The following is a 6438-nucleotide window of genomic DNA, read 5'->3' as shown; positions in this document are numbered from 1 at the left end:
CATTGTAGATCTGGCCCGACCATTTGTTCGGACCGGAGGGCTGCATGCCGCTGAACAGCGGCAGACCGATCATCGGGCGCCTGGCGAGCTCACGATTGGGATTCTTGCTGTCGGTGGCGGGCTGGCCGGTCGCGGTGTCGTAGGGCTCGCGCAGCCAGACGACGTGGCCGCAAATGCCGCCACTACACTTGCTGATCTTGACGCGCGCATCGCCCGCCTGGGTGAGCCATGTCCCATCGGCGCTCTGCGCATGCGCAGCCGTCGCGCCGAGCAGCGCGGCGAGGAGGACGATGAAAGCAGCGAATCTGGAAGTCATGGGAGGGGCCTCAAAAATGGAGCGCCTCCATAGCAGGCCGGCGAGATAGTGCAACGCTGGCTGGAATCACATTCCTGCGTTTAATCGATGTGCGTTTATATACTGCGCTCATTTGTCCCAGCGTGCGAACGCGACCGAGGCCGCGGTCGAGAGGCCGAACACTGCCATGGCGCCGCCGACCAGCGCGAACAAGGTCCAGGCCGGAGCCTGCGCCATCATCAAGCCGACGCCGCCGATCGCCACGATCAGCAGCCGCGCGGTGGAAGCGAGCACGGGACCGCCGACGCGCGCCGCGCCTTGCGAGGAGAAGTAGAGCGACACGCCGATGCCGAAGAACACGAAGGTCGGGCCGGCCCAGTGGAAATAGCTGTGCGCGGCGGCGGTGACGCCGGCATCGCGCGTGAAGAGTGCGACCCACAGCGACGGATTGAGCGCGATGACGAGCCCGATCAGACCGACCGTCAATCCGGAGGCTGCGGCCGCGGTCCAGGCGACGCGTCGCGCGCGCTTCAACTGGCCGGCACCCATTGCCATGCCGACCATCGGCACCGAGGCAATGCCGAAGGCGAAGGTGATCGGGATCAGCAAAAATTCCAGCCGCGAGCCGATGCCGTAGCCGGCCAGCATCTCGGTGCCGAAGGTCGCCAGGATCTTCGTGAAGATCAAAATGGTGAGCACGGTCTGGAGCGGCGACAGGCAGGCCACTGCGCCGACCTTGAGAATATCGAGGAACATCGCGCGCTCGAAATGAAACGCGCGAAGCTTCAGCGGCAGCCGGCTGCGGCCGGACGCCAGATACCAGAGGAAGAAGATCGCGGCACAGGTGAACGCGATCAACTGGCCGCTGGCGACGCCCGGCATGCCGTATTGCTTCACGCCGAACAGGCCGAGCCCCAGCGTGCCGCCGAGCGCGATCTGCAGCACGCTCGCCCCGATCAGCGTTATCGAGGGCAGACGCATGTCGCCGGTGCCGCGAATCACCGAGGCCAGCGTGTTGACGAGCCAGATCGCGACCGCGCCGGAGAACAGCACCTGCGAATAAGCGCTGGCTTCCTCGAGGACGCGGTCGCGTCCGCCGAGCAGGGTGAAGAAGGAGCGGCCGAAGACGAGCATCATCACCGTGAAGAACACGCCGCCGCAGAGGCCGATGATGGCGGCATGCAGCGCCAGCGTCGCGGCGCGGTCACGGTCGCCGGCGCCGAGCGCGCGGCTGATCGCGGAGGAGACGCCGCCGCCCATCGCGCCCGCGCTCATCATCTGGGTCAACATCGCGAACGGAAACACCAGCGCGATCGCGGCGAGAGGGATGGTGCCGAGCCGGCCGATATAGGAGGTCTCGGCGATCGCGACCAGCGTGCTGCCGACCATCGCGATCATGTTGGGGATCGCGAGCCGCAGCAGCGTCGGCAGGATCGGCGCCGTCAGCAGGCCGGCGATGGGGGAGGCGACCGGGGCACGCGGGAGCTCGGCGTCGAGGGAGGCGTCGATCGTCATGTGTCACCGGACGGAATTAGATGATGATCAACATGTTATATGGCAGCCAAGCCCCCGCCGCAGCCCTCCCGTCACGCAGGGGTCACCATGGCAGGCCGCATAGGTCGATGGTGCCCAAGGTCGGTGCCCGGACGATGTTGAAGACGTAGGGGGCCATATGGGTGAAGCGGATGCGCCCCTCCGGCTGCTCGCAATAGACCTCTCCCTTGAAGGGCAGCCAGCTCCGGGTCTCGTAGAACGAGAAATTGTGGGGTTCGCAGAACAACAGCGCGAAACGGGCCGCCTCATTGGCTCTGATGGTGTGAACCGCCGCGTCGATCGCCACGGTCGCATAGCCGCGACCGCGCCGGTCCTGGCGCGTGCAGACCCCGCCAATGCCGCCGATATGGACCTTCTGTCCATTCCAGGTGACGGTGCGGAAGTAGATGCCGACATGGCAGACCAGGCCGTCCTCGGGCGTCTCGATCAGCACGCGCAGATCGGCATTGGCCCATTTGACGTGAGCCCAGGGCTTGTCCGCGACCTCTTGCGGTCCCCAGACCGCCTGATGCAGCGGCTCCGCAATCGGCCACGAGGCGTCGCCGTTCAGGATGTCGATTTCGATGCTCATGGCTTCGTCCCTCGGAGCTCCGCTTCGCGGCGCATTCGTTCTGTCATAAGCGCTTCAAAGGCAATGATATTTTTGCGGCCGAGCGAAGCGCCCCCGCGCTTGCGTCGATTTTATGCAATCGGGCCAATCGACCGCATCACGCAATTTCGCAAATTGGCGGTATTTAACAGCCGTGGAACCTTCTATAAGACTCCTCGTTAAGCCAGTTCCCCATCAGTCGCGGACAACATCCCATGACCTTTACGCTGCCCCCACTCCCTTACGCCTATGACGCCCTCGGCCAGTTCATGTCGAAGGAGACGCTGGAATTCCACCACGACAAGCATCATCAGGCCTATGTCACCAACGGCAACAACGCGCTCAAAGGGACCGAATGGGAAGGCAAGTCCCTTGAAGAGATCGTCAAGGGCTCGTTCGGCAAGAACCCCGCGGTGTTCAACAATGCCGGCCAGCACTACAACCACATCCACTTCTGGAGCTGGATGAAGCCCAATGGCGGCGGCACCAAGCTGCCGGCCAAGATCGAGAAGAAGATCAACGAGGACCTCGGCGGCTTCGAGAAGTTCAAGACCGACTTCCAGGCGGCCGGCGTCGGCCAGTTCGGCTCCGGCTGGTGCTGGCTCCAGGTCAAGAACGGCAAGCTCGAGATCTCCAAGACCCCGAACGGCGAGAATCCGCTGGTGCACGGCGCCACCCCGATCCTCGGCTGCGACGTCTGGGAGCACTCCTACTACATCGACTATCGCAACCGCCGTCCGGACTATCTCAAGGCGTTCGTCGAGAACCTCGTAAACTGGGAATACGTGGAGTCCCTGTTCGAGAAGGCCTAAGCGCCGCGGGATGACGAGATCGAAAGGCGGTCGCTCGCGCGGCCGCCTTTTTGCTGTGCGGAATTGCCCTGCGCGGCGCGCGCATGGGTCTGTGATCACACCGTTTGCATCGCCTCAGTGGCGCCCTTAATCAGAGCGGGCATCACCCTTGAGCCACCCAGCCCGTTGTCAGATCCTTCCCCGAACAGTCCCGCGCCCGCCGAGGACGCGGAGTCCGAGCCGCGGCCGGGACGAGTCCGCAAGCCGATCGGCTGGTCGACGATCATCATCGCAGTCCTCGTGGCGGTCAGCGCAGGTCTGGTCTGGCGGCGTGACGGCACCGACGGCGTCCTGGACATTCTCACCCACGATCTCTCGCTGTTTTCAGGCATCCTGCCGCGCGTCCTCGCCGGCTGCCTGCTCGGGGCCCTGATCTCGGAAATCCTGCCGCATGAAAAGGTCTCGCGCTCGCTCGGGCCGAAATCCGGGCTGATGGGGCTGCTGATCGGCACCGCCTTCGGCGCGATCCTGCCCGGCGGCCCCTTCACCGCCTATCCCGTCGCGAGCGCGCTGCTTGCCGTCGGTGCCGATTTCGGCGCCACCATCGCCATGGTCGTGAGCTGGACCCTGATCGGTTACGGCCGGGCGGTGGCCTGGGAAATCCCGATCATGGGCACCGACTTCACGCTCTGGCGGATCCTGATCTCGCTGCCGCTGCCGGTGCTGGCCGGCGCGCTTGGCCGCTTCGTCTATATCAGGCTCTATCCGAAGCCGGCCGCCAAGGATGACGAGACTTGAGCGCCGCGCTTCTCATCGACATCCTGTTGTGGGGATCGGTGGTCGGCGTCGGGCTCGTCGCCTTCCGCCGCGGCCCGACCGTGTTCAAGGCTTCGCTGCGCGAAGGCGCGATGGACTTCATCAACATCGTGCCGCGGATCGCGCTGGGCGTGATCGGCTCCGGCTACATCGCCGCCATCATCCCGCAGGAGGTGATCACCGGCTGGCTCGGACCGGACAGCGGTTGGCTCGGGGTCGCCTCCGCCGTCGTTGCTGGCGCGGCGACGCCCGGGGGCCCCGTGATTGGCTTCTCGATCGGGACGGTGGCGCTGAAGTCGGGCGGCGGCGTGCCTCAGGTGGTGGCCTATGTCGTCGCCTGGGCGCTGTTTGCCTTCCAGCGGGTAATCCTGTGGGAAATCCCGTTCATGCCGGCCCGTTTCGTCTGGTTCCGCTGTGCCGTCTCGGTGCCGTTCCCGTTCCTGGCCGCGGCGATCGCGATGGTGATCGGCAAGCCCTGAGGCGGCCGTGGACAGGTGCAATGTTATAATATAACGTTCTGGCATGGTTCCCGCCGCGTCCCACGCCCATCATCATGACCATGCTCACGGCCATTCCCATGACCACGAGCATTCGCACGGGTACGACCACAGCCACGCCCATGTCCATGATGCGGCCTCGCCGCATCCGGCCCAGGCGGCGCCCTGGTCGATCCTGCGCATGACCATGGCCGGCCGCCTCGCCGCCGCGCTCGCCGTCTGCGCCGTGCTCTGGGGCGTGGTCTTCCTGGCGATGAGGTGAGGATGGCACAGCTAACATTCCACAACGTCACGCTCGGTTACGACCGGCATCCGGCCGTGCATCATCTCAACGGCGAGGTCGCACGCGGTGCGCTGGTCGCCGTGATTGGCCCGAATGGCGCCGGCAAGTCGACCCTGCTGCGCGGCATCGTTGGCATCCTCCGGCCGCTCGACGGCAGCATCCATCTCGGCGGGCTCGATGCCCGCGACATCGCCTACCTGCCGCAGAGCGCGGAGATCGACCGCAGCTTCCCGATCTCGGTGTTCGATTTCGTCGGCACTGGCTTGTGGCGCGGCACTGGCCTGTTCGGCGGCATAGGCAAGGCCGCCCGCGAAAAGATCCTGCGCGCGATTGCCTCCGTCGGCCTCAACGGTTTCGAGAACCGACCCATCGGCACCCTCTCGGGCGGCCAGATGCAGCGCGTGCTGTTCGCGCGCGTGCTGCTCCAGGACGCGAGTCTGATCGTGCTCGACGAACCCTTCAACGCCATCGACAGCAAGACCACGGCCGATCTGCTTGCGCTGGTGAAGCAGTGGCAAGGCGAGGGCCGTACCGTGCTCGCCGCGCTGCACGACATGGAAATGGTGCGCACCCATTTCAGCCAGACGCTGGTGCTGGCCCGTGGCCCCGTGGCATGGGGACCGACGGCGGAGGTGCTGACGCCGGAGAACCTGATGGTCGCGATGCGAATGTGCGAGGCCTTTGACGACAGCGCGACGGCCTGCGCAGGCGATGATGTCAGCTCGCGGGCGGCCTGATATCCGATGCTCTATGACGCGCTGATCGGTCCGTTCACCGAATTCGAGTTCATGCGGCGGGCGCTTGCCGCCGCAATCGCGCTGGCGCTGGCCGGCGCGCCGATCGGCGTATTCCTGATGCTGCGGCGGATGAGCCTCGTGGGCGACGCCATGGCGCATGCGATCCTGCCCGGCGCCGCCATCGGCTTCCTGCTCTCCGGCCTCAATCTGTTCGCGATGACGGCGGGCGGCCTGATCGCCGGCTTTGCGGTTGCGATCCTTGCCGGCGTGGTTTCGCGCTCGACCGGACTGAAGGAGGACGCTTCGCTCGCGACCTTCTATCTGGCCTCGCTGGCGCTCGGCGTTACCATCGTCTCGATCAAGGGCACCAATATCGACCTCTTGCACGTGCTGTTCGGCAACATCCTCGCGATGGACGACCAGACGCTGCTGGTGGTGGCCTTCAACGCCACCGTGACGCTGCTGGTGCTGGCGGTGATCTATCGCCCGCTGGTGATCGAGAGCGTCGATCCCCTGTTCCTGCGCACCGTCAGCCGCGCCGGCGGACCTGCGCATCTCGCCTTCCTCGCCCTCGTCGTCATCAACCTCGTCAACGGATTTCAGGCGCTCGGCACGCTGCTTGCGGTCGGGCTGATGATCCTGCCGGCCGGCATCGCGCGGTTCTGGTCGCGTGATCTCACCGTCATGATCTGCATCGCTGTCGTTGCCGCCGCGGTCTCGGGCTATGCGGGCCTCGTGCTGTCATTCCAGACCCGCGTGCCCTCAGGCCCCGCGATCATTCTCGTGGCGACGGTGCTCTACATCGTCTCCGTCCTGTTCGGTCGCGTCGGCGGTATCGTCAGGCAATTGTTTCCCGGCCGGCATCTGGAAGCGTGA

Annotated in this window: 9 protein-coding genes; 6 read left to right on the top strand and 3 right to left on the bottom strand. The window is 65.5% G+C overall.

Going from position 1 to position 6438, the window contains the following annotated elements:
- The 3 genes from SE92_RS19645 to SE92_RS19635 all read right to left on the bottom strand — a co-directional run.
- The coding region (locus SE92_RS19645; protein ID WP_063197625.1) for a DUF2147 domain-containing protein at positions 1–316 on the bottom strand (316 nt) is incomplete at its 3' end.
- A gap of 108 nt (positions 317–424) precedes the next feature.
- On the bottom strand, positions 425–1810 hold the full coding sequence (locus SE92_RS19640) for an MATE family efflux transporter (protein ID WP_063197622.1): 1386 nt from the start codon (positions 1808–1810) through the stop codon (positions 425–427).
- Positions 1811–1892: 82 nt separating this feature from the next.
- The gene (locus tag SE92_RS19635) at positions 1893–2420 is read right to left on the bottom strand and encodes a GNAT family N-acetyltransferase (RefSeq protein ID WP_063197620.1); all 528 of its coding nucleotides are present in this window, start codon (positions 2418–2420) and stop codon (positions 1893–1895) included.
- Positions 2421–2653: 233 nt separating this feature from the next.
- Between SE92_RS19635 and SE92_RS19630 the strand changes: the two genes are divergently transcribed.
- From SE92_RS19630 to SE92_RS19605, 6 genes are all read left to right on the top strand, one after another.
- Entirely contained in the window at positions 2654–3250 is a 597-nt protein-coding gene (locus SE92_RS19630) for a superoxide dismutase (protein WP_063197618.1), read from the top strand.
- A gap of 165 nt (positions 3251–3415) precedes the next feature.
- On the top strand, positions 3416–4027 hold the full coding sequence (locus tag SE92_RS19625) for a permease (protein ID WP_063197616.1): 612 nt from the start codon (positions 3416–3418) through the stop codon (positions 4025–4027).
- A complete protein-coding gene (locus SE92_RS19620) occupies positions 4024–4524 on the top strand; it encodes a hypothetical protein (protein ID WP_063197614.1) in 501 nt (166 codons plus the stop codon). Before SE92_RS19625 ends, SE92_RS19620 begins: the two co-directional genes overlap by 4 nt.
- A 43-nt stretch (positions 4525–4567) precedes the next feature.
- Positions 4568–4804 carry a hypothetical protein gene (locus SE92_RS19615; protein WP_063197611.1) on the top strand — a complete coding sequence of 79 codons (237 nt, stop codon included), beginning with the start codon at positions 4568–4570 and terminating at the stop codon, positions 4802–4804.
- A gap of 2 nt (positions 4805–4806) precedes the next feature.
- A complete protein-coding gene (locus tag SE92_RS19610) occupies positions 4807–5562 on the top strand; it encodes a metal ABC transporter ATP-binding protein (protein WP_063197609.1) in 756 nt (251 codons plus the stop codon).
- A 6-nt stretch (positions 5563–5568) separates the two neighbouring features.
- Positions 5569–6438, top strand: a complete 870-nt coding sequence (locus SE92_RS19605; RefSeq protein WP_063197607.1) for a metal ABC transporter permease — start codon at positions 5569–5571, stop codon at positions 6436–6438.

Source organism: Bradyrhizobium sp. AT1 (assembly GCF_001590795.1).
Lineage (GTDB): Bacteria > Pseudomonadota > Alphaproteobacteria > Rhizobiales > Xanthobacteraceae > Bradyrhizobium.
The sequence above is the reverse complement of the archived record's forward strand: the minus strand, read 5'-3'. Positions and strand labels throughout refer to the sequence as shown.

What these genes read in the sequence shown, in the direction of transcription:
- SE92_RS19640 (WP_063197622.1), bottom strand. Translation starts at nt 1,810, where the DNA reads ATGACGATCGACGCCTCCCTCGACGCCGAGCTCCCGCGTGCCCCGGTC.
- SE92_RS19635 (WP_063197620.1), bottom strand. Translation starts at nt 2,420, where the DNA reads ATGAGCATCGAAATCGACATCCTGAACGGCGACGCCTCGTGGCCGATT.
- SE92_RS19630 (WP_063197618.1), top strand. Translation starts at nt 2,654, where the DNA reads ATGACCTTTACGCTGCCCCCACTCCCTTACGCCTATGACGCCCTCGGC.
- SE92_RS19615 (WP_063197611.1), top strand. Translation starts at nt 4,568, where the DNA reads ATGGTTCCCGCCGCGTCCCACGCCCATCATCATGACCATGCTCACGGC.
- SE92_RS19610 (WP_063197609.1), top strand. Translation starts at nt 4,807, where the DNA reads ATGGCACAGCTAACATTCCACAACGTCACGCTCGGTTACGACCGGCAT.
- SE92_RS19605 (WP_063197607.1), top strand. Translation starts at nt 5,569, where the DNA reads ATGCTCTATGACGCGCTGATCGGTCCGTTCACCGAATTCGAGTTCATG.